Annotated in this window: 22 protein-coding genes, 1 tRNA gene and 3 pseudogenes; 11 read left to right on the forward strand and 15 right to left on the reverse strand. The window is 52.5% G+C overall.

The annotated features are described in order from the left end of the window. Positions 1 to 155 precede the first annotated feature (155 nt). Positions 156 to 1,541 (forward strand): GntP family permease, encoded by a 1,386-nt coding sequence (locus V6093_RS14430; protein ID WP_047605119.1) that lies wholly within the window; start codon positions 156 to 158, stop codon positions 1,539 to 1,541. A gap of 96 nt (positions 1,542 to 1,637) precedes the next feature. On the opposite strand, the gene V6093_RS14435 is transcribed toward V6093_RS14430, so the two are convergent. From V6093_RS14435 to V6093_RS14445, 3 genes are all read right to left on the reverse strand, one after another. Then, the gene (locus V6093_RS14435; RefSeq protein WP_047605121.1) at positions 1,638 to 2,336 is read right to left on the reverse strand and encodes a hypothetical protein; all 699 of its coding nucleotides are present in this window, start codon (positions 2,334 to 2,336) and stop codon (positions 1,638 to 1,640) included. A gap of 245 nt (positions 2,337 to 2,581) precedes the next feature. Further along, positions 2,582 to 2,794: a hypothetical protein gene (locus V6093_RS14440; protein ID WP_014589611.1), complete on the reverse strand. Its 213-nt coding sequence runs from the start codon at positions 2,792 to 2,794 to the stop codon at positions 2,582 to 2,584. 587 nt (positions 2,795 to 3,381) lie between these two features. Next, positions 3,382 to 3,621, reverse strand: a complete 240-nt coding sequence (locus tag V6093_RS14445) for a DUF2188 domain-containing protein (RefSeq protein WP_047605123.1) — start codon at positions 3,619 to 3,621, stop codon at positions 3,382 to 3,384. 209 nt (positions 3,622 to 3,830) lie between these two features. Between V6093_RS14445 and V6093_RS14450 the strand changes: the two are divergent. The 3 genes and pseudogenes from V6093_RS14450 to V6093_RS14460 all read left to right on the forward strand — a co-directional run. Then, positions 3,831 to 4,075: pseudogene (locus V6093_RS14450) on the forward strand (IS3 family transposase); the annotation flags it as partial. A 125-nt stretch (positions 4,076 to 4,200) separates the two neighbouring features. Continuing rightward, on the forward strand, positions 4,201 to 5,022 hold the full coding sequence (locus V6093_RS14455; protein WP_146175949.1) for a hypothetical protein: 822 nt from the start codon (positions 4,201 to 4,203) through the stop codon (positions 5,020 to 5,022). A 44-nt stretch (positions 5,023 to 5,066) separates the two neighbouring features. Continuing rightward, the gene (locus V6093_RS14460) at positions 5,067 to 5,531 is read left to right on the forward strand and encodes a hypothetical protein (protein ID WP_146175948.1); all 465 of its coding nucleotides are present in this window, start codon (positions 5,067 to 5,069) and stop codon (positions 5,529 to 5,531) included. Positions 5,532 to 5,699: 168 nt separating this feature from the next. On the opposite strand, the pseudogene V6093_RS14465 reads toward V6093_RS14460, so the two are convergent. The 8 genes and pseudogenes from V6093_RS14465 to V6093_RS14500 form a co-directional block, all read right to left on the reverse strand. Beyond that, positions 5,700 to 5,866, reverse strand: a pseudogene (locus V6093_RS14465) (integrase); the annotation flags it as partial. A 468-nt stretch (positions 5,867 to 6,334) separates the two neighbouring features. Further along, a complete protein-coding gene (locus tag V6093_RS14470) occupies positions 6,335 to 6,805 on the reverse strand; it encodes a helix-turn-helix domain-containing protein (protein ID WP_047605126.1) in 471 nt (156 codons plus the stop codon). Beyond that, positions 6,802 to 7,203 (reverse strand): HipA domain-containing protein, encoded by a 402-nt coding sequence (locus tag V6093_RS14475; RefSeq protein WP_258230014.1) that lies wholly within the window; start codon positions 7,201 to 7,203, stop codon positions 6,802 to 6,804. The genes V6093_RS14470 and V6093_RS14475 overlap by 4 nt, the downstream gene beginning before the upstream one ends. 902 nt (positions 7,204 to 8,105) lie before the next feature. Then, on the reverse strand, positions 8,106 to 8,573 hold the full coding sequence (locus V6093_RS14480) for a DUF4238 domain-containing protein (protein WP_406669536.1): 468 nt from the start codon (positions 8,571 to 8,573) through the stop codon (positions 8,106 to 8,108). Positions 8,574 to 8,584: 11 nt separating this feature from the next. Beyond that, positions 8,585 to 8,999 (reverse strand): annotated as a pseudogene (locus tag V6093_RS14485) (transposase); the annotation flags it as partial. A 500-nt stretch (positions 9,000 to 9,499) separates the two neighbouring features. Beyond that, positions 9,500 to 9,961, reverse strand: coding sequence for a disulfide bond formation protein B (locus V6093_RS14490; RefSeq protein ID WP_155293980.1), 462 nt, complete (start codon positions 9,959 to 9,961; stop codon positions 9,500 to 9,502). Next, positions 9,954 to 10,955 (reverse strand): NAD(P)-binding protein, encoded by a 1,002-nt coding sequence (locus V6093_RS14495; protein WP_406669537.1) that lies wholly within the window; start codon positions 10,953 to 10,955, stop codon positions 9,954 to 9,956. Before V6093_RS14495 ends, V6093_RS14490 begins: the two co-directional genes overlap by 8 nt. A 57-nt stretch (positions 10,956 to 11,012) precedes the next feature. Further along, complete coding sequence (locus tag V6093_RS14500; protein ID WP_406669538.1) at positions 11,013 to 11,348, reverse strand: carboxymuconolactone decarboxylase family protein; 336 nt, start codon at positions 11,346 to 11,348, stop codon at positions 11,013 to 11,015. A 169-nt stretch (positions 11,349 to 11,517) separates the two neighbouring features. On the opposite strand from V6093_RS14500, the gene V6093_RS14505 reads away from it, so the two are divergent. The 3 genes from V6093_RS14505 (at position 11,518) to metC (ending at position 15,276) form a co-directional block, all read left to right on the forward strand. Then, positions 11,518 to 12,447 carry a LysR substrate-binding domain-containing protein gene (locus tag V6093_RS14505; protein ID WP_080756808.1) on the forward strand — a complete coding sequence of 310 codons (930 nt, stop codon included), beginning with the start codon at positions 11,518 to 11,520 and terminating at the stop codon, positions 12,445 to 12,447. 261 nt (positions 12,448 to 12,708) lie between these two features. Beyond that, complete coding sequence (locus tag V6093_RS14510; protein WP_230623092.1) at positions 12,709 to 14,073, forward strand: amino acid permease; 1,365 nt, start codon at positions 12,709 to 12,711, stop codon at positions 14,071 to 14,073. A 30-nt stretch (positions 14,074 to 14,103) separates the two neighbouring features. Then, a complete protein-coding gene (gene metC / locus V6093_RS14515) occupies positions 14,104 to 15,276 on the forward strand; it encodes a cystathionine beta-lyase (protein WP_080756809.1) in 1,173 nt (390 codons plus the stop codon). A 643-nt stretch (positions 15,277 to 15,919) separates the two neighbouring features. Here the strand turns inward: metC and V6093_RS14520 are convergent. The 4 genes from V6093_RS14520 to V6093_RS14535 form a co-directional block, all read right to left on the reverse strand. Next, positions 15,920 to 17,263, reverse strand: coding sequence for a DNA-processing protein DprA (locus V6093_RS14520; RefSeq protein ID WP_406669539.1), 1,344 nt, complete (start codon positions 17,261 to 17,263; stop codon positions 15,920 to 15,922). Further along, on the reverse strand, positions 17,260 to 19,335 hold the full coding sequence (locus V6093_RS14525) for a RecQ family ATP-dependent DNA helicase (RefSeq protein WP_047605131.1): 2,076 nt from the start codon (positions 19,333 to 19,335) through the stop codon (positions 17,260 to 17,262). The genes V6093_RS14520 and V6093_RS14525 overlap by 4 nt, the downstream gene beginning before the upstream one ends. Before the next feature lie 760 nt (positions 19,336 to 20,095). Further along, positions 20,096 to 20,171 (reverse strand) — tRNA-Thr (locus V6093_RS14530). A gap of 71 nt (positions 20,172 to 20,242) precedes the next feature. Next, the gene (locus tag V6093_RS14535) at positions 20,243 to 20,653 is read right to left on the reverse strand and encodes a pilin (RefSeq protein WP_012051131.1); all 411 of its coding nucleotides are present in this window, start codon (positions 20,651 to 20,653) and stop codon (positions 20,243 to 20,245) included. A 216-nt stretch (positions 20,654 to 20,869) separates the two neighbouring features. On the opposite strand from V6093_RS14535, the gene V6093_RS14540 reads away from it, so the two are divergent. Genes V6093_RS14540 through yacG form a run of 4 tightly spaced genes read left to right on the forward strand, consistent with a single transcriptional unit; the run spans position 20,870 to position 23,767 of the window. Next, positions 20,870 to 22,078 (forward strand): type II secretion system F family protein, encoded by a 1,209-nt coding sequence (locus V6093_RS14540; RefSeq protein ID WP_047605132.1) that lies wholly within the window; start codon positions 20,870 to 20,872, stop codon positions 22,076 to 22,078. A 2-nt stretch (positions 22,079 to 22,080) separates the two neighbouring features. Further along, positions 22,081 to 22,947, forward strand: coding sequence for an A24 family peptidase (locus V6093_RS14545; RefSeq protein ID WP_143999535.1), 867 nt, complete (start codon positions 22,081 to 22,083; stop codon positions 22,945 to 22,947). After that, positions 22,947 to 23,570, forward strand: coding sequence for a dephospho-CoA kinase (gene coaE / locus V6093_RS14550; RefSeq protein ID WP_004575721.1), 624 nt, complete (start codon positions 22,947 to 22,949; stop codon positions 23,568 to 23,570). Before V6093_RS14545 ends, coaE begins: the two co-directional genes overlap by 1 nt. Further along, positions 23,567 to 23,767 (forward strand): DNA gyrase inhibitor YacG, encoded by a 201-nt coding sequence (gene yacG, locus V6093_RS14555; RefSeq protein ID WP_003247540.1) that lies wholly within the window; start codon positions 23,567 to 23,569, stop codon positions 23,765 to 23,767. The genes coaE and yacG overlap by 4 nt, the downstream gene beginning before the upstream one ends. Positions 23,768 to 23,941 lie beyond the last annotated feature (174 nt).

Here is a 23,941-nt window from a genome sequence, read left to right on the forward strand (position 1 = left end):
CGCCTGTGAGCGGCAGCTAGCGCAAAGCCGCGCTCCCTTCCTCGAAACCGTAGCAGCAGCCGCAACGGCAGCCACCTGGGCATGCCCGTGGAAACGCCCGTCACGCCTTCAAACCCTGAGTGCAGCCGAGCGCCAGCCCAACCGAGACTCCTTGAATGACTCCCTTAGATATACAGCTATTACTGACAGCCTTGGCCAGTGTTCTGGTGTTGGTGGCGCTCATCGTTTCGCGCCTGAAAATGCACCCGCTGCTGGCCTTGCTGGTGGTGTCCATTGGCGTGGGCTTCGCGACGCATATGGCGCCAGGCAGCATCGTCTCCCACCTGCTCACCGGCGCCGGCAAGACACTGGGCGCAGTGGGGGTGGTGATCGCGCTGGGTGCGATGCTCGGCAAGATCCTGGCTGACGCAGGCGTCACGGAACAGGTCGCGGATGTCATCCTCAAGCGCACCTCCGACCGCATGATCCCTTGGGCCATGATGCTGGTTGCCTTCGTCATTGGCATCCCCATGTTTTTCGAAGTCGGCCTGGTGATCATGCTGCCGCTGATATTCAGCGTGGCGCGCAAACTGGAAAGCAAGGCGCGCTTCAAAGGCTCGGCGTACGTGTATGTAGGTGTGCCGGTCATTTCGGCGCTTGCCGCCATGCACGGCATGGTACCGCCGCACCCAGGCCCCCTGACCGCCATTGCCGTGCTCAAGACCTCGGTCGGGCCCACCATGCTCTATGGCTTCCTTGCCGCCATTCCGGCAATGATCCTGGGCGGCCCGCTGTACGGCATGTTCATTTCACCGCGCATGAACACGCGGCCCGATCAGGCATTGCTGGACCAGTTCACACTGGCCGAAAAAGCCGATGGCCAACCCCGCCCCGGGGTAATGGTCGGCATGCTGGCCGCATTGCTGCCGGCCATCCTGATGCTGGTGCATGCCGTCGCCGAGATGCTGCTGCCCAAAGGCAATGCGCTGCTGGAGATGGCCAGCTTCCTGGGCAACCCGCTGATCGCCATGCTGCTGGGCGTGCTGTTCGCCGGCGCCAGCCTGGTGCTTGCGCGCGGCGGCGACGCCGAACAGCTGCGCGATGCACTGGGCAAAAGCCTCAAGCCGATCGCCTCGATCATCATGATCATTGCCGGTGGCGGTGCCTTTCAGGAAATGCTGACCAGCGCCAAGGTTGGCGATGCCATTGTGCACCTGACCCAGCAATCTGCGTTCCCTCCCCTGATTCTGGGGTGGCTGATCGCGATGTTGCTCTCGGTGTCTACCGGCTCTGCCACCGTCGGCATCGTGGGTGCTGCCGGCTTGCTGGCACCGCTGGCAGGTGCAGACCCCAGCCTTAACCTGCCTTTGCTGGCCTTGTCCATCGGCTGCGGTTCGCTGTTTTTCAACTATGCGAACCATGCGGGCTTCTGGATGGTGAAGGAGTCGTTTGGCATGACCATGGGCGAAGCCACCAAGACCATCTCGGTGGTGCAGTCGATTGTGGCGGTGGTTGGCTTGATCGTGGTGTTGCTGCTGAACGCGGCGATTGCTGTGAGCTGAACCGCCTTGCAACAACTGCCCGAGATCATTCAAAGGTCTGCACGGACGGTGCGGACCTTGGGTCGCGATGGGCTGCAAAGCAGGTTCACACTGACATCAGTACTGGTTTTTCTTCAACTTCTCGGCCAAGGGCGGATAGTAGATCTGGCCGATCTCATCCGATGACCACCACGCCCAGTGCAGCAGGTACAGGGTGACGATGCTCAGTAGCGCATAGCCCTTCCAGCCAAACCAAAAGGTGATATAGGCCATCAACCCGGGCAGCTGGAAATGAGCACTCACCCCAGCATTTGCAATTGCCATCAGCACCAGGCCGAACACCAGTACCCCGGCTTGGAAGCGCTGTTGCCGCCACTCCTCGCGCTGCATGGTCCTGCGTTTCCAATAGTTGTAGAGGAATTCGTTGCCTTCACGAAGGCTGTGCTCTCGCAGTGCACTGAAGGTCACGTAGTTGGGAAACAGCGAATAATCTCGCGGACCCTGAAGCCGATGCCACGGGATGAAGCTGCCCAAGATCGCCGCCACCTGCGCCAGCACCGGGATTACCACCGACACCACCAGGCAGAAGACCATGATGCCCACGAATATACGCCCGACATTTTCCCAGACGATCGCCATGTCCCCTGAGAAACCCAGCAAGGTTGTACCCAGTGAGTGCATGAGCGCGATATCGATGAACAAGCCTACATAGGCCAGCTTCAATGCCCAGCGTACTTCCCACGCCTTTTCGAACACCGCGCCCGGCAGCCCGGCAATAGGGTTGGTGGTTTTCAGGCTGTCTCTGTTTTGATCCATGCAGAATCCTCGGTAGTTGGCACATGGCCAGGCAAATGGTCAGGGCAAAGCGCTTTAAGTGCGCTTTGCCTGATTACCATGCACTACAGAGGCGCGAGCGTTCTACTCAACTTGAGGCAGTTGCTACCATCCCCGCAGAAGGGGCTGCTTTTGTGTTGCATGTCCAAGGACTGCAAAGCAGCAGTTCATGCATCCACACCGGAGTGCCATGCCCTCTTCCGCGGTGCCCACTAATCAGCTGGGTCCTACCCACCCTGCTCCATCACCTTCCCACACTGCTCACTGGCCAACCGGCTGATGATCCGGATCGCCTGGTGGATACCGGCCGTGTTGCGAAAGCTCAGACGCGGGTTGTGTTCGCATTCCAGCATTTCGTCGTGCTGGACCAGGGCCTCGCCTAGCAGTTCGAGGGTCCAGGCGTAGCTTTGGATGGTGGAGAGGCGTTCTTGGTCAGACATGGCGGGCCTCCGGTTGGGTGGAGACGAAGCGGGGTTGGTTGAGGGTGAAATAGCTGGGGGCCGTTGAAGAACGGCGGAGGAGAACGGATGCGAGGGTCCCGCTTGGACTTGAGATAAGCATGCATGAGGCTCCAAGTTTTAGTTGGAGCTGCCACGATCCTTCCTACGGGATTGGGTGGCAGCTGTGTGCGGGGTAGGAATACCGGGAAACTTGGAAACCCGGCCAGGCCGAAGCCTGCCCACACACAGCCGCCATGACACAGCACGGCAGACGCAAAAAAAGCGCCAGCTGTGATGCAGGGGCGCCTAGTGCGTGCGCCAAGTTTACCAACGGGTTCCTACGCCCGGTCACGGGATTTACCGTGACGGAGAGATTTAGCCTCACATTGGTTGGTCGGGCAATAGGATAACTTGTAGGAAACGTCTACGAATGACGTATGAATCGCGCCGAATAGGATGACAACCCTTAAAAACCAGCGACTTCTGCGGCTATAGCAATCTGCTAAGGATTATTCGCTAATCTGCCAGAGCAGGCGTGGTTTCGACTTCAACGTAGCTGGACTCTCCACCTCTGAGGGGCCAATACCTCAGCCTTTGATATTACGTGGATCATTACCCGGCTTGATGGTGTCCTTGGCTCGGAATTGTCCGTCGCGCCCTTTAGTCGTCATCTCACCACCACCCTGGTTTTTTAGCATTTCTCGTGCGGCCTGCTGAGCCTCGGCCTGTGTATCGTGGACGCTTGAAGCGCGGTCAGAATCGTTCCGCTTGTTCTCCCACTTTCCATCTGGGCGCTGGGAAATGGTGCGGTCTTGAGGTTTGCTCATGATGAAGCTCCTATGATGGGGTCCTCTCATATAGACCAGAAAATGACCTTTTGCCTGCTCGCTGTACTAAACTTTAGTCGTATAAGTTTTAATCAGCACACTTATTTCTGGTCTCAAGTCCGGAAGTCAGCGGATTGCTGAGCTTTAGCATTCAGACCTAACACTTCACGTAACGACTCATGAATCGCCTCTGGTTTCCTAGACACCTCAGTAACTCAGATTGGCAAAGCTTCCTGAAGGCCAACAATGTGATCAGCAGCATGAGCCACCGAGGAAACTGCCATAATAGTGCCGTAGCCGAGAGCTCTTCCAGCTTTTGAAGCGGGAGCGGATCCGACGAAAGATCTACGCAACACGTGCCGAAGTCCGTAGTGATATTTTCGATTCCATCGAGATGTTTTATAATCCTGAGCACCGACACAGCAGCGCTCTGCAGCTGTCGCCAGCAGAGTAGGAGAAACGCCATTTTCTGAGCTTGGAGAGTGCCTAGAAAACCAGGGGCGATTCAAACATGAACTTACTCGCAACAAAATACCACTTATAAAAACCATTAACTGAATACTGATAAGGAAATTAGATATGCTCAGACTCTGTTTGACGCTCTGTTTCACGCTGCTATGTTCATTGACCCATGCCGCTTTGCCAGCCGCTCCCTTGACAATTTCTGGGGCGCAAGAAGTGGCAAACATATTCAGAGCTCATTATGAAGAAGACTTTAAACATGATATGTCTAAAGTAGCACAATCCGTATTCCCGACACCGGAACAGTCATATGTTTACGCTAACTATATGAACAAAGCTTTCGCAAAAGCCGGCTATAGTTTGGACGAAACTCTATATGCGTATTTCAAATCCGGAGGTCCATCTGGTGGGAGTGCGGGCAAGCCAAATATCTTATTCTCGCAAAAACTAAATCTCACCGTATATGCTGACGGCCTGAAGAATGCTGCTATCGCTGATGCATTCATCAAAGCCAATGCTGTTTCAGAAAGAACAATAGCATATGCGAAAGATGTTGCCATAGATTTTCCAATAACTAATTTTGACTATGTAATAAACGCAACCCCGGGATATTTGATACCGGGCACAGAGGAATACCGACGAGAGAACGGAAGGTTTATAGGTCAAGTAAAGATAGGTGTCGGACCTTGGAAAGACTGGTTGTATTTTGAATGGGAAGCACGACGAGGCGAACAATACGGCATCGGAATAGTACAAGTCGCTGGCGTTGACGGTGACGAGGCCGAAACATTCAAAGCACTGAATGGAAAAAGGGTGAAGGTAGAAGGCATTTACTTTATAGCTAAAGGGCAAGTCATAGGCGACCCTAATACAAGAAACATAGTCATTGACCCGCTAATTTTTGACCTAAGCCATAAAATGACATTTAAATCCCTATAGTAATTTAAATTCGACCTATACAGCATCTATAAAAAGGAACCTCTGTGAAACTATTTAAATGTCTTACCATCGCGGCAATTTCAAGTTTTTCTACGCTTGCATTTTCCGAGCCGTTCACCTACTTCTCATACCAAGAAGGTGGATACGCCGGGAGAATGCTTGTTGCAAACGAATTTGCACATGGCACCCCAGTACAACCCATCGCAGTCCACATTCAGACCGTAGATACGAGCACTCATCATGAATGTGATGTATGGGCTATGGAAAATACTGTAGCCAGAATCGAATCCAATGGTGAGGTGTCCACAACGATGCGAGTGGTAGATGAAAATAAAAAAGTCACTGATGAAACTTTTGATGTCGTGTTTAAAAGGTCAATAGCAGAAATTACGTCGTCCATGCCAAGCGAGTATTGCGGCGTTTCTGGGATGTTCTCCGGGAGTTGGGTACGCACTCAAGATGAAGCTGACGGGGAGAGCCAAGAGCAAAGTGAGCAAGATGCGCTTTGAGTATTGGAAACTCGCCAAAATAGGAAGCCTTCTTCGACCACTTCGCCAAACAAAAAATTGACAGGCACCGCTCTGGATGCTGGAGCGTTTTTTCAAACCCATGAAGCCTAATTAACTATCACCTGCTCCACAGTTTCAGTTAAACGACACACCGCCACCCGCCTCATGACTGGCCAACTTCAGGTATTGATCACCGCGAAGTGCGGCCATGGTCCTGCTGACGCTGGATCGTCGGTTTGGCGCGGTGCTGACAGCAAGGCCACCGAATCTTCTAAGTCGCGTAGATACGCCGCGTAGTCGCTCAACACGGCCTTTTGAGCGCCGTTACCGGTGGGCGGGTGGAGGCTGCATTGGATGACAAGACCTGTGCCGCGAGATTCTGAGGCGGGCGCAAGCAGCAATGCGATGACCGGGGCATGCCTGACTGTCAGTCAGGTGCAATCCATTCCTTGGTCTGCGGCACCATCATCTAGAGCGCTGTTGCTGGTGACATCGGCGTTTGTCACGCCGATTGTCACGAGGGGAGTTGCCGCAACCCCTAATGCGAAGAGGGCTGCAGCAGTGCTAGAAGTGCCCGTCTCTTTCCAGAGAAAGAGACGGGCACAGGTTGGCGCAATAGTCGACCAAGCGAATAGGTTCCTGCAGGGCAGCGAGATACGGTGTGTTTGGCGCACGAGCGCCCATGATCGTTACAAGCATGAAGCCGTCGTGGTTCAGAACCACTGCGAGCAACCAGACTTAATACCGCAACCGATCAGTAAGAAGAAAATGGGATGAGACTTCATTTGCATCCCACATCAATCTCACTGTTCCTGACTGCTTTTCCGTGCCCGTGGCGATGCCGGCCTCGACACTGCCTTCTTCGCTTTGGCTGCCGCAGGGCTTTTCCCTCGTTTCGGTCCGGCCACCACGCAGGAACTGGCCAGCGGCGCGCCCACCGCGATTGCCCCACCAGCCTTCAACTGGCCGACCGTGTTGCCGACGAGCGTTGCAGTGGGCTTATCTTTGGCAGTCATCACCATACCCATCCGCACGCCAAAGAGACGCAGCACACCCTCCAAAGTGCTGAGCTTCGGATTCGACTTCCCGCTTTCCAGTTCGTACAGGCTTTTCGTGGACATCTTGCACATGGCCGCGAAGGTCTTTTGATCAAGCCCTGTGACTTCGAGCCGCAGACGGCGGATGGATGTCCTAATTGGATCGAACCCTGCCGCGTTGCGCTTGACGATATCCTCTACGAGCTGGGCGCGGTCTTCAGGCTGTAGTTTTTTCATCGCAGTCCCCACTCCACGAGTCGTTTATCCAGGTTATTCACAGGTAGAGAGGCTGCATTGCGCATCGATTCAGGCGCATCGGTCAACAGATCGGGCAACGCCCTGAATGCCTCAGGCGCATGCATCAACCGTTGCAGCAGGACATCGGGATCAGTGTAACCAACAAGCTCGGCGCAGTTGTCGCGCCAATTAGAAGACCCCTTGCGCTCCGCCGCCCACTTCGTCGTCCGTGTGATGCCCTCTTCATCCAGGATCGTTGCCGCGAGGTCATAGATTGGCGCCAAACGAAACCTCCCACCCACACGCATGATGGAGGTGTTGCGGCCTTGGTTATCGGTGTTCCCTAGAATGCGGTTCAGCAGATCGTGATGAAGTAGTCGTCGTAGGCGACAAGGCAGCTTCCATCAGCAATACGCTCGGGGTTCTTCGCTGCCTCGCGCCATGCACCATCGGAGAAGCCAGGATCGTGAGTCTGAGCGGCATCGCGACACCATTAATCAGTATTTGAATGCCGATTAAACTAGTGCGCACGGCAGGAACCAGCAATATTTTGCCGATTAAAAGCTTAAGCACGGGCAAAACCGGCACCACACTACCGATTATGCATTCACAGCGCGCCGGAGGGTGCTAGAGGTCGTTGCTGCGCCTGGGAAGCAGGAACTGCATGTGATTCGGCCTTTGGGTTATAGGACCATGTTTAATTGCGTTGGGTAGGTGGTGGATGGCACGGGCTTCGCCCGTGTTCGCGGGTAAACCCGCTCCTACAGGGGGGTGGAACGGCTAAGTCCGAGGTTTGCAGGCCTGATGAGAAAAGACAGGCATAAGAAAGCCCGCATTAGGCTGGCTTACATTGATGGCCCGATAGCAAAAATCACCATCGGCCAAATTGTCTGGTGCGGAGACAGACGGACGGTTGTTGGCCGTGAGGGCCCGGTTTTCTCGGGGCTGGAATTTGGTGGATTTATAGCCGTACCTCATAAGGTATCTATAAATAAATCAGCTAGTTATGGCTTTCAGTGGAATCGAATCGGGACTTGCGAAGGATCCAGTGAGAGCTACCTACACCCGCGTAATATGCTAGGTAAGGACCGGTAGAAAACGACCCAGTGCTGCCCTTCACGAAGGGAAGCAATCGGCCAGAAGCGGACACGAACAACGGCATCGTGGCTTTGGATCGTGTCGGCAGGGGGGACAGCGCGATAAAAACGACCTCGAAGCTTCATTACTTGACCAACGCCTTCCCGCTTATGACTTCGCCATCGGCTGACATCACTGGAAAATCCAGGCCAGGGGCGTACACCTAGCGGTAAACCGACCCCAACATTGCAGAGTTGAGACTGGCTACAATAGTGCGTGTCACCCCCATCTCCGCCTGCCGCTCAGAAAACTGCCCGAGCAAAGAGACATGTTTCGAAACAGGGAAATAGAGGTAAGTCTTGTCCAAGCCAAAGCCAGGAGATCTGCGGTAGAAGGCGGGGACATTATCCGGCTCCTCGAACTCCACTAAGACCGGACGATCAGTAGTGATGAATGAGCCGCTGTCATCATCGGAGCGAATCAGAGACCAGTTACGCGCCGAAAGCAGAGGGACAATGGTCTGAAGCAGGCTCATTTCTATTCGAATGTGATGCTCCCTCGCCAATTGGATTGTGTATGCCTTGCTCTCATGGAAACGTTTTACATCTTCGTAAGTGACGTTAGCGAGGACCTTTCCCCCACTCATCCGCAAACCTTCGATCTGAAAATCCCAGCGTTCTTTCGAGTCCAAGCTGAGGTCCAGCGCTGTCGGTATTTGGGCAGGTCAAACAGTCTGGGTAAGCCAGGCTTGGGCTCGCGCTGCATCGAGCGGGATGACGGGTTGCATTCGATATTGGTCGCAGTAGCGGCGTAGCGCTTCGGCGTCGTAGCCCTTGTCTGCGAGCAGCCATCTGCAGCGCTTGCGCGGGCGGCCACGTTGGCTCGACGGAATGCTGGACCTCGTCCAGCAGTGGTTGCGCGTAGCTGATGTCACTAGATTGACCGCCAGAGAGGAGAAAGCGCAGCGGTGTTCCGTTGGCGTCGCAGAGCGCGTGGATTTTGGTAATCAGGCCGCCGCGACTGCGCCCTAGAGCATGATCGCCAGGCTCGTCAGGCCCCCTTTTGTCCCGGCGCCAGATGAGGCTCGGGCTGCGCGTACTGCGGTTGAATCGATCACCAAGATTTGGCTCCGCCAAGGATCCCTTAAGCGATGCAACTGCAGTGTTGAAGGATAGTTTGTCTGCTCGGATCTAGGGCCAAACACCAGCTAGCGCAGCAGCGCAATATTTTCGATGTGAACGATTACAGCTTTGTCATACGTGCTCTGGCTGACCACTTACTCTAGCAACTATTTGGACAGAACATAGTCGCCGAAGGGGTCCCGGAGACTGAATTCATACGAAATGCTAGATGGACTTTCGAAAGGAATGGAGCATTTCATAAGATGTCAGGCCGGAGCATTGAATGTGGAGCTCATTGAGCGCTTACTAATGCTCTTAGAGGCAAACGAGTTGAAAGGAGAACAATTATGAATGTTGCCCTGTCAAAAAACCCCTGGCTTACGATTTACCGTATACCAAGGGTTAAAGTCACATAGAGAGGCTAGCAGTTTTACTTACAAACCCTAAGACACCGGCAGTTGCTTCTGTCTTATGGCGAGTCAGAGCTCTAGCTTAACTACGTCCTCACGCCAATGCTAGATCCAGCAGTCCGTCTAAAACCTGTCATTTCCAGCAAAACAACTATCTCAGCACTGATAATGAGAGCCGCACAGGTTGAAAGTAGGAAAGAGTCCAAGTATATCGGCGTATAAAACTCGAACTTATCTTGAAACATGAGAAGCCAACCGGAGTTAAAGTTTTGCAATACAGCGATAATGAATCCGTATGAACCCAAGCAGATAGTTAACCATCGAGCAACCAAGAAGTTGACGTTGTTACCCAAAAGAATTAGCAATCCCAATAAGCCAATGATTGACCGCTGAATTCTGCAATATGGGCATGGGTAGACTATGCTAGCAAAATCTGTAATCCACGCCGATACGCTAACCAATACTGCAAGCGCACCTATTAGTAAAAATATTTGTTGCTTAGATTTTGTCATTTTGACTCTCGCTTCATTCACATAGTGGTCATTCATTAAGCTTACGCAAGAATTGATCAACTGCGCATACAGACATCTCAAGCAGATTACGATGTAGATAGGAAATTTCAGAAGCCATTGCCGTACTATCGTCTCCCATTGAAAGATAATGATTTACTTCAGAGGAAGTTAAATCATTCGACTTGCTTTGGCCCCGAATAATTCTTTCAACTACTGGACTGCCACAGTCAGAGCCAAATAATCTTTGCAAATGCTGACGACATTGAAATTTGAGCTCTTCATCGGTCATTTGCGCTACACGTTTTTCATGAAATCCAATCGTGCATTCGACGCCGAATCTGCTATTAATTTCAAAACCATGCACCTCTCTAAGAGGCCCGCACTGACTGAATGCGTTGCCGCTGAGCCCCATTTCAGACCAAAAATCCGTAGAATAAAATGCCTGGTACTTAGATGAACTCCATATTATAGGTGTGTCGGCTTTCTTAATATGAAACAGAGGAGATCCGGAAATATTTATCGAGGACTGAGGAATCGCTAGCGCAACGTGGGTATAGCTTTTTTCCTCGTCTAGTATCCTCCCCCTGAGTTTGAACCGATTATTAGTCTTAACGATTTCTTTTACTTCAGCATTAAATCGGATGGGCGTTCTTATAGATCGAACCAGAGCTGAAATCAAATCTGCGTTAACTATTTTTACGCCAACCGATTCCGCGTAGCGCTGGGTAGCATCTCTAAACTCAAAAATATTTGGAAGGGATTCAATTATGTCTTTTCCTTGCCAAGCGGTGCGACTTAAATGAACGCCCAAATTTTTTGCCAAGTTGTAAACATTTGTTTGGCAGCTTGGCCACACAGTAATGAGACCGCTTGTGCCAGGCCCCGCATCCGCTAAGACCCCACCGATTACCGATGAGGACTCAAGTATTTCGGCGCTTATATTTAGGTCGGAAAGCCTTTTTGCAGTATACAACCCAGTAAAACCGGCGCCTATGATGGCCACCGAGGTCTGACTTTTTGATGTCATCATGTTAGCTCCTTAGTAAGCGAGGGCATTGAATGACTTATGAACCTCGAAGGTTACGGGCTATTGCGTAACACTGAAGCTAGACAATGCATCGAAGGTTTTAGCAGTGTATGATGCAGCGGCCCCGGCATTCAAAGAGATTGCTACACTCAACGCCTCTGCTACCTCTTCTTTCGTCACCCCTATGCTTACCGCCTCCTTAGCATGTAACGCGATGCAGGTATCGCATCGAGTTGTAATAGCGACTGCCAGCGCGATGAGTTCATGAGTTTTCTTGTCCAAGTGTTTAACAGGGACATTGGCAACTGTTGCTAAGCCACGGCTAGTATCTGGGCTCAATTTCGAAAATTCTGCGAAACGATTGAGAACGGTATTGAGTGATTCATTCCAGCTCATGTTAACTCCAGAGGCAGCTAGTCTTTAGGAGCGCCCGGTACGACAATATATTTGATGCGAGGGCGACCAGTTAGGCACATGTGTTGATCGTGTTGCGTAAAATCGGTATACATGATAGTCAAGAAAAACGCACAAGGTACTGCAACATTTTCATTGGTGATTGAATTCTATGCATGACTTACTACGGCGACTTGACTTGAATCTACTACTAGTATTCGAGGCAATGGTGAGGCACCGCAGCGTGACAGCTGCCGCAGACGAGCTGTCCATGAGCCCGTCTGCGTGCAGCCATGCCCTGGCCAGACTGCGCCTTGCCCTAGCTGACGATCTTTTCATTCGAGCAGGCAATACGATGGTGCCGACCATCCATGCTGAAGAGTTGGCACGAGGCGTTTCTCAAGTCTTGAATCAGCTAAATTTTGTCCTAAGTCCCGCGGTAAAATTTCAACCCGAATCTAGTACACAGACTTTTGTATTTGCGGCTACAGACTTCACTTCTTATGCTTTGCTGCCTTTGTTTATATCCAAGCTGGAGTCACAAGCACCAAACATTGAGATCCAAGTTGTTTACTCAACACACTACGACTCAGTTGAAGATTTGATTGCTGGCAAAGTACACTTTGCACTAGGTTATGCCGAAGACGATAGACATATATCAGAGCAAGTCGAAGTAATAGATTGTTTTACTGATGACTATGTAGTGGTCTCTAGAAGCGGACATCCGAGAATAGGCGACAGCTTGACCCTAGAAGTTTATATGAATGAGCGTCATGTAGTGGTAACACCCTGGCGAGATTCGATTAGCGCAATATCGAAAACGCTAAAGAAAAACGGTCTAACCAGAAAGGTTGCTGTGAGGCTGCCAAGTATGATGGCCGCTCCATTCATAGTTGCACAGACAAACTATCTTATGACAATGCCAAGAAGAGTCGCTCTGCAGATATCATGCGCAGCACCGCTGAGTGTCTATGACGCACCGTTCCCATCTCCTATGTATGGACTCAAGATTTACACCCCTAAAAACCTTCACCAGAACGATGCTACTAAATGGATGAAAGAACAGCTGATATCATGGCTCGGCGTACCAAGGGAGTTATGACCTGGCAAATGGCTTCAGAAATCGGCTAGTAGGCCATGCTAGCCGAACCCCCTCCATAATTAAAAGCACCAATCAAATCATCAAATGAGCAATTAATACAAAAGCTCTGAAAATCCTGCATCTGCAGCTGAAAATTATACAGCACAAGCTCCGAATGCATGGAATATCATCCTAGTCGAAATGATGATTCCGGGAAGTACGCCTTCTGCCGCACAGTGGAAAGCCGGTGAAAATGCCTTCGCGCTAGTGCGAGAGCACATCATGAATGCAATTAATGCCGTAGTTGCTTCACGGATTACACATATGTTGACCTGCCCTATAAATACAACAAGTGGTGGTATCATGGAAATCAGCCCTGGATTTGTTGGCGTTAACAGCGAGCGCCGTAAAATACCGTTTACGACCTATGACTTTGGCTGGGTAGTGCTATGTATTGGGATGGCGATCGGTTCTGGCATAATTTTCATGCCAGTTCAAGTTGGGTTAAAAGGATTGTGGGTATTTCTTGGTGCTGTAGCATTGTCTTATCCCGCCGTCTACCATATCCAGAATCTTTTTCTGAGAACCCTCATTCAATCAGGCAACTGCGAAGATTACACTAGTGCGATCAGCTATTATCTAGGAAAAAACTGGGGGGTTGCCCTGGGATTGATCTACTTCGTAATGTTATTCGCAGGGATCGTAACCTATGCGAGCTCAATCGCGCACGATAGCGCATCATATTTAAACACTTTTGGGGTCTCTCAGACGTCGTTGTCATCAACATGGTGGTACGGCTTGATCTTGATGGCCGTTCTAGTCGCCATATCGGCGCAAGGCGAACGAGTGCTATTTAGAGTAGCTGGGCCAATGGTTGTTGCGAAATTTGGAATCATTGTGATCTTAGCGATGATTATGGTTCCTTATTGGGATCTCACTAAAGTCAGCGCATTAAGTGATGCTACCTCCTATATTCGAGATGTACTTCTAACTTTGCCTTTCGCGCTTTTCTCAATACTCTATGTTCAGATCCTTAACCCAATGAATATAGCCTATAGAAAGCTTGAGCCCGACCCATATGTTGCAGCGATGAAAAGTGTTCGTGTCAACCGTATTGCTTACGTAGTTTTAGTGGTCGCAGTTCTGTTTTTTACAATTTCATTTGCGTTTACAGTGAGCAAGGCTGACGCCGAAAATGCATTGGCACAAAATATATCAGCGCTCGCTATCGCAGCGAAGGTCGTGCCCGGTTCATGGGTGAAGATCATGTCGGTCACGCTCAACATTGCGGCTATCCTCAGCGCATTTTTTGGCATTTATCTTGGATTTATGGAAGCGCTCAAAGGGGTTGTGCGAAACCTGCTTAAGAGACTAATTAATTTTGATGCAAATGATTCTAGAGCGTTTAATTTCATCCTCTGCATAATGGTTGTTCTAATGCTCTGGGTATGGATTCAAGCAAATTTTTCGACTGTACTAATTCTCCAGGTCATTGGCCCCGTTTATGGCATAACTACATGTCTCGTACCTTGCTACCTAATCTGGAAAGTAGAATCACTCAAGAGCTTGAGATCTAAAGCTACGTATTATGTAGTAGGATATGGCGTCCTTCTGATTATCTCGCCTTTCCTAAAGTTTTTTGAATGAAAAATCTCGGAAGTTTCTAGGGAGAACTACATGAATTCTATGAATAGTAAGTTAGGAGTTTCGACACAACTAACCCGAAGCGGACGCGACCATGATCTTCAACTTGGCTTCGTCAATATGCCAGTCTATCGGGGATCAACCGTTGTCTTTAAAACCTTGGATGACTTTGAAAACGCTCGAGCGAAATTTGCGTACGGCACGTTAGGCACGCCAACCATCCAAGCCTTAGAGGATGCTTGGACACAGCTCTCCGGTGCGGCCGGCACTGTAATTTCTCCGTCCGGCCTTGGCGCTTTAGCTTTGGCATTTTTTACGACAATAAAAAGTGGGGACCATATCCTCATTCCCGATACTGCGTATAGGCCTACCCGGCAACTATGCGACAGCCTGATTGAAAAGTTTGGTATCGAAGTAAATTATTACGACCCGCTAATCGGAGAGGGCATAAGCGATCTGATTAAGAGCAATACGTCCACGATTTTGCTTGAGTCTCCGGGCTCTCAGACTTTTGAGATTCAAGATGTACCCGCGATCGTAGGTGTTGCAAAGCAAGCTGGTGTAAAGACAATCTTAGATAATACATGGGCCACCCCCTTATTTTTCAGAGCGCATGATCATGGCTGTGATATATCTGTAGAGGCCGGCACTAAATATTTGGGGGGGCATTCCGATCTGCTGATGGGATTAGTCACGGCGAATGAAGTTACTTGGCCGCTACTTCGTAAGACTTACGATGCGATAGCAATGCTACCTGGTCCAGAAGATTGTTTTCTTGCACTCAGAGGACTTCGTACGCTTCATCTTCGGGTTCACGAGGCCCAAAAGCGTGGGCTGGAACTGGCTCGTTGGCTCTCCCAACAACCCGAAGTTGAAACTGTTTTGCACCCAGCCCTTGAGTCATGTCCTGGTCACGACCTTTGGAAGCGTGATTTCCTGGGCTCGACGGGCGTGTTTTCAATAGTACTCAAAAAAGTCTATACAAATGAAGCTCTAGCCTTAATGCTTGATAATTTGTGCATTTTTGGAATGGGCTACTCTTGGGGTGGCTTCGAGAGCTTAATAACACCTTTCGACTGCTCTCCCTATCGCACCGTAACGAGCAGAATTCCAAAGGGTACAGCATTGCGACTACAGATCGGACTCGAGGACATGGAGGACTTGAAAGACGATCTTAAGGCAGCGCTAGGTAGACTACACAATTAGTCGTCTCTGAATCTCAAGATTGTTTATATTACAGATATCTTTGTGGATGGTGCTGCTCGGCGAAATAAAAATATTAACAACGCGTACTCTTCGAGCGTTCATCCAGCCACTTAAAAAATCATATCTCCCAGCAGCTCTGCTGACTGGGAGGTGATTTCACAGTAAGATTAAGAGTCAACGTTTTAATTTGCGATACTCATATCGAGTGCAATGGGTCTTAATAGCCGGCAGCAACCAGTGCACAGGATAGTCGTAATTTCACTTTACATTAGCACGCCCCAGAATGATTTGATTGCAGTTAATCTGAGGTTCAGGCAGCGCTAACTTTAGTTCATACCACACCTAATAAGTCGCAGCTTAAAATTAAGATCCTCGCATCACCCAAAGATTACATCGGCCACCAAACGCTCCTGCCTGACTAAATAGTCTGCAACTCACAAGCGCGATACCATTTTCTATACGGCACGACCTGCTGCGCTTGATTTTTATCCATCACAGCCGATCGCAGGAACCACTCCTGGGGGAAAGCTGCATGAAAAAGATTTTCTAGCCTACCGGACAATGTCTAACTGACATGAATCTTAGGCGGAACAACCATCAATACACTCCCCCTTGATTAATGCACTTTTCCTTGTAAGTACGACTATCTAATAACATACTCTAAGTCATTTTTTTGTTTTTCGACCAAACCTTCATCAACGAGACGCTGAAGCCAGACTTTAGCCTGCTTGCTTGTGACATCTAAGGCCGCTGCAACGTCAGTATCTTTTGCCGGGCTTTCAAGCAGCTTAAGAATTAGCTTTCTAACTGTTATAAATAGTAACTCTGCACATTCCTTCTCCACTTCAGATCGTTGTTTGATCGCTTCATCGACTGCCTCTACTTCTGACGTGACTGGGACAACGCGAGAACTATACCCTTTAGATGAAAGATGTTGAACTGGAGCTTCAGGTAATGTCCGACGCTCGCTAGGGTAATCTTCAATTAAATCAGCTGATGATAATAATAGCTCTGGCTGCCGAGGCTCATCTGATCTCGAATTTGAATTTTTAGTGAGAAATATTTTGTTAAGCGCCTCGGCATCCTGAGGATTCGGCCAGAGCTCTGCCCCTCGACTGCACAATGCATCGAGACCGATCGAGGGCTCACCGGTAGAGCGAACAAATACAGGCACATATCTAAGCTTATCTAACTGCTCAACAGCACCCGCCCAAGTTCCACCCTTATTAACATCCGAATTGACCACCAAGGACACATCAGACAGCGCATAAATAAGCTTATTACGTTGCATAGCATGACCAACGTTGAAGCCGGCGTTAGGATCATATGCAGAAACAAGCACCAGCTTACCATCTCGCAAGTAGTTCCTTTCCTCGCGATTCATGGCGGTTCGCTCTAAATTTTCAGCAAGTACACCAATAACTTTACCGCTAGACTGCAATGCGCCTCGCATCGCAGCTAGATCAACCCCCTTTGCCCCACCTGATATAATCGTTCTGTTAGCATATGCTGCTAGTCGGCCGATCGATGTTGTATAATCGACCAAGTTATCATCGATCTTTCTAGACCCAACGACAGCTAGCCCCCCAGTCTCAAGTAACGAGATATCTCCACAGCCGTATAGCAATGCTGGAGCATCACCACGGAGCCGAGCCTTAAGACGCCTTGGATACTCTGGATCGGCACGACTGATGACCCAGATAGCTCGGGCCTGCCACCGTTCAACCGCCTGGCTCAACAAAAAGCCCCGTCCCAATAGCCGTTGCAATCTAGCTTCGTCAATTAGGGACTGGCAAAGTCGAAGAGTCTCAAGGTACTCCGGAGCGAGAAGATCGGCAGGTTGCTTTTGGTTTCGATGTAAACAGCTAGCTAGGCGCTTGTATTCTGCAGGCGATAGCAAGTCTGACGCTTGCGATCCGCGACCAACGATTAACGGAGCGGTTAACAGCAATATCGCCTGGGTGTTATTGGAAATTGATAGCATCATTCTTCATGGCCGGTAAGAGATAGAGCCATAGGCCATACAGCTTGGCAGCCGGCCTCCTGTAACAGCCAAGCAGCGGCAGTCAGAGTCCATCGAGAGTTAACAATATCATCAACTAAAAGCACTGGCTGATAGGGTACTACTGTATTGACCCTAAGGGAGCCATCAATGTTGCGCGCTTGCTGAGTAGAGTTTGCCATAGTTTTTTGCTCAGGCCTGTGCTCCGTTTTTGAGAGAACGTTGAAGAATGGAAGACCTAGCGCCGTGGCTAACCTTTGCGCAAAATTAGGCACGATTTCTGGATGCTTCAAAGAAGGAATAGCGGCAACCCATTGCGGAGCAGGGTTCGGCCCCCAATTTTTTATCATTTCAACACATGCCTGAACTAGTTCATCGGAAAAATACCCCTTGAGATACCTATCATCTCTTACCATGCTGCCCCAGCCAGCGTCCCCCCATATACAAAGGGCTTTACCGGGACGGGCTTGGCGATCGACAGAAATCGCTCCCTTTACACCATTTAATGGCATACCTCCGGCAGGCCACTTTTTGCGAGGTTCGATAGTAAGATTTGTACGTCGCAAGAAAGCAACTGCAGATTTAACTAGATCAGGATTTACCGTGCTAGGCAGCGGAGGCAGAGTTGGCATGTTGACTGTGCCTGGAAGGCCATCCAGTGCATCAATCAAAAACGCCATATGTTGCCCGAATGGCAGTTTTACATAGTCTTTCATCTGTTGGTGTTCGTGCTGTCGCAGCGCGGTGAGCCGCTCCGCACGATCCCAAAACTCTTGCCCCAACCTTGCCGCTGTAAGTTGCCATTTAGTATCTTGCTTAGCGATAGGCGAAGGAGATTCAAGTGATAGCAACGCTACAGTATTTTCGACCCGCCCCTTACTCAAATTCACCTTACCAAGCAGATCCGGAATAGACAATCCAAGCGGCGCATGTTCAAGCGCCTCAAGAATTTCAGCAACCTCGTCTTTCGTCGGGAATGCACTACTTATAAACCAATCGGTTATTTTATTTTCCTCTTCACCACTGAGTAAAACACCATACGCAGTGTCTAAAGCACGCCCTGCTCGACCGACCTGTTGGTAGTACGCAACTACCGAGCCTGGCATTTGGTAGTGGATCACGAACGCTAAATCGGGCTTGTCGTACCCCATTCCCAATGCCTGGGTTGCAACAAGAGCTTTAATTTCATTATTAGACAGGGCGTGCTCAAACTCTTCTCTACGAGGGCCTGTCTGCCCTGTATAGGCCTCAACGGCAAAGCCTCGACTCTTCAACCATCCAGTCACCATGAGAGCATCACGCACGGTCAAAGTGTAAATTATGCCGTGGCCAACCAACGCGCTCAATTGCTCAGCAAGCCAGGCAAGGCGCTCTTCTTGGCTAGGAAGGCGAAGTGTCTGTAAAGTCAGCGATGCACGATTGAGATCTCCACAGACAACGTCAATAGTGGGACCAAGCACTGCCTGTAAGTCCCCCATCACTCGATTGTTAGCAGTAGCGGTGGTAGCTAGTAAGCGAAGATTGGAAGGCATAATTTTGATCATGCGCTCCAGCAATCGATAGTGTGGACGAAAATCGTGCCCCCAATCTGAGATGCAATGCGCTTCGTCAATGACCAGAAGGGAGATTCGCGCGGCGATCAGCGCTAGGACGTGCGCACGGAAGCGCTCATTTGCGAGACGCTCCGGAGAAATCAGGAGGATGTCAATGCTACCGTCAACAAGCTGGCATTCAATTGTTGCCCAGTCTTGCTTGTTATCTGAGTTGATCATGGCGGCTCGAACACCCATCCGTTCTGCCGCTGCAACCTGATTTCGCATCAGAGCCAGAAGCGGTGAGATCAACAGGGCGGGCCCAACACCACCTTCTCTGAGAAGTTTCGTAGCAATGAAGTATACGAAGCTCTTGCCCCAACCGGTTTTTTGAACGACCAATAAGCGCCCTTTACCCTCAACGATATGGCGTATAGCTTCTTCTTGGCCTTCCCGGAATGTGGCATCTAGGCGCCCTGAACCCAAGCGTAGTAGCTCCAAAGCACGTGCCGAATTATATTCCATAGTATCGCTCTCCTTTTATTCTCACGTGGATGATGTCTGACCTATTGAGCAAAGTATGAGTCGGTGACTTATGACGAATCCTGACTCCCCCTGCGATCCATTCACTAACAACGGTGGAAAAGCAGGAGCCCTTACAGCCCCCGCCTACCCCACCAGACCGACTTGGACGCAGCCGGTCATCTTTCATAGGTGCACCTCCGCACGGACAGCGCAGCGAATGGGAGGCTATATCACAATAACCGCTTCCGACGGTAAGTAGATTATGGCTGCGGCCGGTCGCAGAAAGCTCAAGGTATCACTACCGTCTGTAGGCGGTTTTCTTGAGAATAAGTCCATGGGAACCCCGTAGTGACCTGCCTGAATCGAACCGGCTGTTTGAGTAGCTGCGACTATACGAGATGCATGATCGTCATGCTGTACCGGAGTAGCTGAGTACCTAATGGGCCGATCGCTATCGGCACGCCCTTCCTCACACTGATGCAACCGGCCAAGAAATCGGCTGCAAAACATCTTTGGAGACATGGCGGGAGGATGTGGAGATGTGCGGATGATGAGAAACTGTGAGCAAAAGGAAGCCCGCGGCACGGCGAGAGCTCTAAGGTGCGGGGTGTGTGAGCTATATGACATGAATCTGCGAGATGCTTAACGCGAAAGAAAGAAACCCTAAGATTTCCGCAGAGCGAACCGTCATTTCAGCTAGCCCCATGCTAGCCCGACCCATGATAAAAAAGCCCGCACTGCTGCAAGCCTTTGATTTTAATGGTGCCGGGGACAGGAATCGAACCTGCGACCTTCGCGTTACGAGTGCGCTGCTCTACCGACTGAGCTACACCGGCGTGTAGCGCAACGTACCACTGCTCACACCCGTAACGCAAACCCCTGTTTCCGCTGGTTTATTGCCCTGCCCTCAAGCCCCCTTGCACCCTTTGGGCGCTAGGTCTTCCTCGATGTCGGTCGTGCACGCCCAGCCGCTGGCCGAACGCGTCAGGGTCAGGGCCTTGCCCAGCGCGTTGGCCGGCGCATCCACCAGGGTGCAGACAATGCTGCCGCTGCCATCCGCGGCCTTGCCGCTGGCCGTGATCGCACAATGCGCCGTCGCCGGCTGGCCACCCAGGGCGGCTACATCCGCTACATCCTTTCCATCATTCAGCCGCAGATCCATCGCCGTCTTCAGCGCGCTGATCTCCAGCAACCCGGCCGCGGCCTTGGAGCGTGCCTGGTGGTTGGTGTACATCGGTAAGGCGATGGTCGCCAGAATGCCGATGATCGCGACGACGATCATCAGTTCGATCAGGGTGATACCGCGTTGCCCTTTCATGAACGTAGTTCCTTTTTGATTCGCTTACACATTGAGGTCAGTTGCGCCCCAACCGGCAGCGGCGCAGTAGGCCTGAACAGACACCTTTTGTCACCCCTGCCCGCACGGGCGTCATCTTCGCTGAACTACTCTAGTGAGCATCACGGACGCGTGCCCTTGCATGGACGCGGCAAGCTGTTTCCAGGCTTGTCGACGGGGCTGAACAAGGACCTTTGCATGACTTCATCTTCACTTCTCTACCGCTGGCACGGCACCGACGCCAATGGCGCGCCGGTCAGCGGCCAAACACCCGGGCGCAGCCCGGCTTATGTGCGCGCCGGGCTGATTCGCCAGGGCATCACGGTGGCGAGTTTGCGGCCGGCCAGCGGGCTGGCGTTCAGCTTGCCAAAGCGGCGCGAAAAGGCAGACCCGGCGGGGTTCAGCCGGCAGTTGGCGACGTTGCTCAAGGCCGGCGTGCCGCTGCTGCAAGCGTTCGAGGTGATGGGCCGCAGTGGTTGCGATGCGGCGCAGGCGGCGTTGCTGGAAAGATTGAAACAGGATGTGGCCTCGGGCCTGGGGTTGGCGGATGCGTTGCAGCGTCACCCGGCATGGTTCGATGCGCTGTATTGCAACCTGGTACGGGTGGGCGAGCAGTCCGGTACGCTCGACCGGCAGTTGGAGCAGCTGGCCGGCATGCTGGAGCAGCGTCGGGTGCTGCACAAGAAGGTGCGCAAGGCGATGATCTACCCGCTGCTGCTGTTGCTGACCGGGCTGGGGGTGTCGGCGATCTTGTTGCTGGAGGTGATTCCTAAATTCGAGAGCATGTTCTCGGGCATGGGCGCGGCGTTGCCGGCATTTACCCAATGGGTGATCAACTTGTCCACAGGGCTGAGCCGGTTTGCGCCGCTGCTGCTGGTGATGGGCTTGGTGCTGGGTGTTGCCGTGCGCCAGCTGTACCGGCAGCACGCGCCAGCGCGCCTGTGGATATCTCGGCGGGTGCTGGGCTTGCCGGTGTTTGGCAAGTTGCTGGGGCAGGCAGCGCTGGCGCGGTTTGCGCGCAGCCTGGCAACGTCCTACGGCGCCGGGGTGCCGTTGCTGGATGCGCTGGGTACGGTGGCGCGGGTAACGGGTGGCGACCTTCACGAGCAGGCGGTGTTGCGGCTGCGCCAAGGCATGGCCAATGGGCAAGGGTTGAACCAGGCGATGGCCGGTGAACCGCTGTTTCCCCCCTTGCTGGTGCAGTTGACGGCCATCGGTGAATCCAGCGGCACGCTGGACCAGATGCTGGAAAAAGCCGCCAGCCATTACGAGGAACAGGTCAGCCAGGCGCTGGACCAGTTGACCAGCCTGCTGGAGCCGGCCATCGTGCTGATCCTGGGCTTGCTGGTGGGTGGCCTGGTGGTGGCGATGTACCTGCCGATCTTCCAGTTGGGTAGTTTGATCTGAACATGACTTTATGGGCTTTGCTGGCTGAACAGCCAGCGTATTTCCTCACCCTTGCCACGGTGCTCGGCCTGCTGGTGGGCAGCTTTATCAACGTGCTGGTGTATCGCCTGCCGATCATGCTGGAGCGCCAATGGCAGCGTGAGGCGCAAGAGGTATTGGGGCTGCCGACCACGCAGCACCCGCGTTTCGACCTGTGCCTGCCCGCCTCCCGGTGCCCACACTGCGCGCACCGGATTCGTGCGTGGGAGAACATTCCGGTCATCAGCTACCTGGCCTTGGGCGGGCGCTGTTCGTCCTGCAAAAACCGCATCAGCCTGCGTTACCCGGCAGTGGAAGTGGCCAGCGCGCTGCTGTCGCTGGTAGTGGCCTGGCGCTTCGGCGCTTCGGTAGAGGCGTTGCTGGCGTTGCCGCTGACCTGGTGCCTGCTGGCGCTGAGCCTGATCGATGCGGACCACCAGCTGCTGCCGGATGTGCTGGTGCTGCCGACCATGTGGCTAGGGCTGATCGTCAATGCCTTTGGCATCCATGTGCCCCTGGCCGACGCACTGTGGGGCGCAGTGGCCGGGTACCTCAGCCTGTGGACGGTGTACTGGGTGTTCAGGCTGGTCACCGGCAAGGAAGGCATGGGCTATGGCGATTTCAAGCTGATGGCGCTGATCGGGGCGTGGGGGGGTTGGCAGGTGCTGCCGTTGACACTGCTGTTGTCGTCGGTGGTGGGGGCGCTGTTTGGCCTGTGCCTGCTGCGTTTTCGCCGGCATGCCTTGGGCACGGCTATCCCGTTTGGCCCTTATCTGGCAATTGCGGGGTGGATTGCCGTGCTCTGGGGTGATGAAATATACGCCTCATACATACAACTGCTTGGATACTGATGACCACTGCGGCCTTTACCCCCTGGATTCTCGGCCTGACCGGCGGCATTGGTAGCGGCAAAAGCGCCGCTGCCGAGCGCTTTGTCGAGCTTGGCGTGCACCTGGTCGATGCCGACCAGGCGGCGCGCTGGGTTGTCGAACCTGGTCGCCCGGCCCTGGCCAGCATCGTCGAGCGCTTCGGCCCGGGCGTGCTGCAGGGCGACGGCCAGCTCGATCGCGCCGCCCTGCGCCAGCTGATTTTCGCCGACCCAGCGCAACGCAAATGGCTGGAGCAACTGCTGCACCCGCTGATCGGTCAGGAGATTTTCAGCTATCTGGCCAAGGCGCAGTCGCCTTATGCGGTCTATGTGTCGCCGCTGCTGATCGAATCGGGCCAGCACCATAAGACCCAACGCGTACTGGTGATCGATGCGCCGCAGGACCTGCAAATAGCCCGTACCCTGGCGCGGGACAACACCAGTGCCGAGCACGTGCAGGCCATTTTGCAGGCGCAGTTGGCCCGTGAGGATCGCCTGCGCCATGCCGATGATGTGGTGGTCAACGACGGCGGCCTGGCCGCGCTGCATGAGCAGATTGACCGCCTGCACCACTTTTACCTGACTTTGAAAGGAGGCCAGCCATGAGCCAGCCATTGACCGTCGATTGCCCGACTTGCGGCGCGCCTGTGGAATGGAGCGAAAAAAACGCGTTCCGACCGTTTTGTTCGGACCGTTGCAAGCTGATCGACCTGGGCGCCTGGGCAGCCGAGGAGCACAAGATTGCGGGGTCGGAAGGGTCCGAAGATGAGCTGTATTCGGGGGACCTGGAGCCGCGGCATTGAGCTGATTGCAAGGCGGCTGTGCCGGCCTGTGGGAGCGGCCTTGTGTCGCGAAAGGGCTGCGAAGCAGCCCCGGCATTTTTTGAGTTACCACCGAATCTGGGGCTGCTTCGCAGCCCTTTCGCGACACAAGGCCGCTCCCACAGAGACCGCGTCAGGTTTTAGATGTGATGGCAG

It is taken from the genome of Pseudomonas putida group bacterium ESBL64 (assembly GCF_045277175.1).
Lineage (GTDB): Bacteria > Pseudomonadota > Gammaproteobacteria > Pseudomonadales > Pseudomonadaceae > Aquipseudomonas > Aquipseudomonas alloputida.

Bases quoted from the DNA above. Each gene is read 5' to 3' on its own strand.
- V6093_RS14430 (WP_047605119.1), top strand. From the start codon at position 156: ATGACTCCCTTAGATATACAGCTATTACTGACAGCCTTGGCCAGTGTT.
- V6093_RS14435 (WP_047605121.1), bottom strand. From the start codon at position 2,336: ATGGATCAAAACAGAGACAGCCTGAAAACCACCAACCCTATTGCCGGG.
- V6093_RS14440 (WP_014589611.1), bottom strand. From the start codon at position 2,794: ATGTCTGACCAAGAACGCCTCTCCACCATCCAAAGCTACGCCTGGACC.
- V6093_RS14445 (WP_047605123.1), bottom strand. From the start codon at position 3,621: ATGAGCAAACCTCAAGACCGCACCATTTCCCAGCGCCCAGATGGAAAG.
- V6093_RS14455 (WP_146175949.1), top strand. From the start codon at position 4,201: ATGCTCAGACTCTGTTTGACGCTCTGTTTCACGCTGCTATGTTCATTG.
- V6093_RS14470 (WP_047605126.1), bottom strand. From the start codon at position 6,805: ATGAAAAAACTACAGCCTGAAGACCGCGCCCAGCTCGTAGAGGATATC.
- V6093_RS14490 (WP_155293980.1), bottom strand. From the start codon at position 9,961: ATGAATGACCACTATGTGAATGAAGCGAGAGTCAAAATGACAAAATCT.
- V6093_RS14495 (WP_406669537.1), bottom strand. From the start codon at position 10,955: ATGATGACATCAAAAAGTCAGACCTCGGTGGCCATCATAGGCGCCGGT.
- V6093_RS14500 (WP_406669538.1), bottom strand. From the start codon at position 11,348: ATGAGCTGGAATGAATCACTCAATACCGTTCTCAATCGTTTCGCAGAA.
- V6093_RS14505 (WP_080756808.1), top strand. From the start codon at position 11,518: ATGCATGACTTACTACGGCGACTTGACTTGAATCTACTACTAGTATTC.
- V6093_RS14510 (WP_230623092.1), top strand. From the start codon at position 12,709: ATGAATGCAATTAATGCCGTAGTTGCTTCACGGATTACACATATGTTG.
- metC (WP_080756809.1), top strand. From the start codon at position 14,104: ATGAATTCTATGAATAGTAAGTTAGGAGTTTCGACACAACTAACCCGA.
- V6093_RS14520 (WP_406669539.1), bottom strand. From the start codon at position 17,263: ATGATGCTATCAATTTCCAATAACACCCAGGCGATATTGCTGTTAACC.
- V6093_RS14525 (WP_047605131.1), bottom strand. From the start codon at position 19,335: ATGGAATATAATTCGGCACGTGCTTTGGAGCTACTACGCTTGGGTTCA.
- V6093_RS14535 (WP_012051131.1), bottom strand. From the start codon at position 20,653: ATGAAAGGGCAACGCGGTATCACCCTGATCGAACTGATGATCGTCGTC.
- V6093_RS14540 (WP_047605132.1), top strand. From the start codon at position 20,870: ATGACTTCATCTTCACTTCTCTACCGCTGGCACGGCACCGACGCCAAT.
- V6093_RS14545 (WP_143999535.1), top strand. From the start codon at position 22,081: ATGACTTTATGGGCTTTGCTGGCTGAACAGCCAGCGTATTTCCTCACC.
- coaE (WP_004575721.1), top strand. From the start codon at position 22,947: ATGACCACTGCGGCCTTTACCCCCTGGATTCTCGGCCTGACCGGCGGC.
- yacG (WP_003247540.1), top strand. From the start codon at position 23,567: ATGAGCCAGCCATTGACCGTCGATTGCCCGACTTGCGGCGCGCCTGTG.